This is a genomic window from Mycobacterium attenuatum, assembly GCF_900566085.1.
Taxonomy (GTDB): Bacteria; Actinomycetota; Actinomycetes; order Mycobacteriales; family Mycobacteriaceae; genus Mycobacterium; species Mycobacterium attenuatum.
The window spans coordinates 1-2,637 of record NZ_UPHT01000202.1 but is presented as its reverse complement, the minus strand read 5'-3'; the positions used below and the strand labels follow the sequence as shown (position 1 = coordinate 2,637).

Below are 2,637 nucleotides of genomic sequence, written 5' to 3'. Positions count from 1 at the left end.
CGGTGGTGTCGGCGGGGTGGGTACCAGTGCGACGAATCCCGGGGGTGCCGGTGGTGCCGGGGGTGATCCGGGTGCGGTGGGTGCCGGTGGTAGCGGCGGCGCGGCCGGTGGTCCCGGCGCGGTCGCCGGGGTGGCCGGGGCCAGCGGTGTCATCACCCCGGGCAATGGCGGCGACGGCGGTAGCGGCGGGGCCGGCTACAGCGCCACCAGCGGCAGCTCCAATGGTGGTGCGGGCGGCCAGGGTGGGCCGGGCGGCAGCTACGGCAATGGCGGCACCGGTGGGGCCGGTGGTGACGCAGTGGGCAGCGGCGCCGGCGGCACCGGTGGTGACGGTGGTGGCGCTGGCTCGGTGGCCGGCTATGGCGGTAACGGCGGTGACGGCGGCAACGGTGCCGGCAACGGCAACGGCGGCGACGGCGGGGCCGGTGGTCAAGGCAGTGGCTACAGCTCTGGCGTAATCGGCGGTAACGGCGGCACCGGCGGTAATGGCGGCGATGGTGCGGGCACCGGTAGCGGCGGTAACGGCGGCAACGGCGGGGCCGTATCTCAAAGTGGTGCCGTTAACGCCACCGGCGGTGCCGGCGGTAACGGTGGCAACGGCGGTGTGACCCCGTCGGGTACTAGCGGCGGTAATGGTGGTAATGGCGGTAATGGCGGTGACGTCAGCTTCAGTGACGGGGCTTCCAGGGCGGCGGCGACCGGTGGCAGGGGCGGTGCCGGTGGGGTTGGTGTGACCGGTGGCCGTGGCGGTGCGGGCGGTGCTGCCACCACTGCGGGGCTGGGCGCGGTGCGTGGCGGTACTGGAGGTAATGGTGGTGATGCTGCCGCGGGTTTGGGCGTCCACGGTGGCTATGGCGGTACCGGTGGCACCGCTGAGATTACTAATGGCCTGAATCGAAATGATGCTGTCGGTGGTGCCGGTGGTGTGGGTGGCCAAGGTGGCAGCACCGGTGAGGGCGGTGCTGGCGGTGATGGCGGGGCGGCGTCGATTCACAACGGAGGCTCGTCGGCGAACGCACTCGGCGGCACCGGCGGTGCCGGTGGCGCGGCGCCGAATACCGGCACCGGCGGTTTCGGTGGGACCGGTGGAAACGCGACCAATTACGGAGCGGGCAGCGCCACCGGCGGCACGGGCGGTGCTGGCGGTGTCGGGTTGCGTGGCGGGGATAGCGGGGCCGGTGGTTCGGCGAACAACTACGGGACGGGGAACGCCACCGGGGGGGCCGGCGGCAACGGCGCCAACGGCGTCACCGACGGCAGCAGTGCATCCCACGGCGGGGCTGGCGGCAGCGGCGGCCGCGCCACCATCCAAATCAGCACCTCGGCAGGTTTTGCGACCGGCGGCACGGGCGGTACCGGCGGCAACGCCTCATACGGCGGCAACGGCGGCAACGGCGGCGATGCCTCCACCATAGGCACCGGACGAGTCACCGCCGGTGCGGGTGGGGGTGGCGGCACCGGCGGCGGGGACCATGCGAGCGGCGGTAGCGGCGGTGCCGGCGGCACCGCCCAAGCCACCAACAGCACAAATGCCAGTACCGTCACCGGCGGTAATGGTGGTGTCGGGGGTAACGCCACCGGCCAGTTCGGTACCGGCGGTGGTGGTGGGGCCGGCGGCGCCGCATTGATCCCAAGTACGGCCTCTGGCGCTACCGGCAACGCCATCGGCGGCAGCGGCGGAGCCGGCGGCGCCGGCAACAATGCCGGGACTGGTGGCAGCGGCGGGACCGGTGGTACGGCAACCAACTACGGAGCCGGTAACGCCACCGGCGGCACCGCGGGCCTCGGTGGTGCTGGCTTTGATGGCGGGGACGGTGGCAACGGCGGCTTGGCCGCCAACTACGGCACCGGCAACGCCACCGGCGCCGCAGGGGCCAACGGCGGCGTTGGCTCCGGTGGGTACGGAGGCAATGGCGGCAATGGCGGCGACGCGAATATCGAACGCAGCGCCTCGGCAGCTACCGCGACAGCCGGCCGGGGTGGGGTCGGTGCTAACGGTGTCCTCGGCGGCGGGAACGGCGGCAACGGCGGCAACGCCTCCACCGTCGGAACCGGACAAATCACCGCCGGTGCCGGCGGGGCTGGCGGTACGGGCGGCGGGGACCATGCGAGCGGCGGTACCGGCGGCGCCGGGGGCACCGCGCAAGCCACCAACAGCACATATGCCAATACCGTCACCGGCGGTAACGGTGGTGTCGGCGGTAACGCCACCGGCCAGTTCGGGACCGGCGGTGGTGGTGGGGCCGGCGGCGCCGCACTGATCCCAAGCACGGCCTCTGGCGCTACCGGCAACGCCATCGGCGGCACCGGTGGCGCCGGCGGCACCGGCAATAATGCCGGGACTGGTGGCGGCGGCGGGTCCGGTGGTACGGCAACCAACTACGGAGCCGGTAACGCCACCGGCGGCACCGCGGGCGTTGGCGGCACCGGCTTCAACGGCGGAAGCGGGGGTAGCGGCGGCTCGGCCTACAACTATGGCATCGGAAACGCTACCGGCGCGTCGGGGGCCGACGGCATTATCGGCTCCGGCGGCAGTGGCGGCAACGGCGGCAACGGCGGCGATGCAAGCGTTCTCAAAAGCGCCTCGGCAGCTACCGCCACCGCCGGCCGGGGCGGGGCCGGTGCTAACGCTGAGTC

At 73.1% G+C, this 2,637-nt stretch carries 1 protein-coding gene; it reads left to right on the top strand.

Features of this window, described 5'->3' with window-relative positions; all coding sequences use genetic code 11:
• Window positions 1–16: 16 nt before the first annotated feature.
• Window positions 17–2,637 (top strand): PE family protein (locus EET13_RS30755; protein ID WP_168991365.1); only part of this gene is annotated, 2,621 nt, incomplete at its 3' end.